The organism is Vibrio sp. 970, from assembly GCF_033339075.1.
Map to the genome: position 1 here is coordinate 1 of NZ_JAWOTW010000768.1, position 527 is coordinate 527.

General features: G+C 52.9%; 1 pseudogene. It reads left to right on the forward strand.

Annotated features, from left to right (window positions below):
- A pseudogene (locus R7Q11_RS29085) lies at positions 1-527 on the forward strand (single-stranded-DNA-specific exonuclease RecJ); the annotation flags it as partial.

Sequence of the window (527 nt, forward strand, 5' to 3'; positions counted from 1 at the left end):
GAAGTGGATGCGATGGTGAACCCAAACCTCGACAGTTGTGCGTTTCCTTCTAAAGCGCTGGCTGGCGTTGGTGTGGCGTTCTATCTGATGATGGCGTTGTGCGTTCACATGCGCAAACACAACTGGTTTGCTCAGCAAGGCATGCAAGAGCCGAAACTGATGGAGCTGATCGACCTTGTCGCACTGGGCACTGTTGCTGATGTTGTGCCGCTTGATGAGAACAACCGAATTCTGGTGCATCAAGGTTTGCAGCGCATTCGTGCGGGGAAAGCGCGCCCAGGTATTCAGGCACTGATTGAAGTGGCGAAACGCGATGCGCGACGTTTGGTGGCATCGGACTTCGGCTTTGCATTGGGGCCGCGCATTAATGCCGCTGGCCGTTTAGACGACATGTCTTTTGGTGTTGAGCTACTGATGTGTAACAACATCCATGCTGCACGTCGCATGGCCAGTGAGCTTGATGGGCTCAATCAGACTCGTAAAGAGATTGAAGAAGGCATGAAGCAAGAAGCGATGGCGTTTTGTGA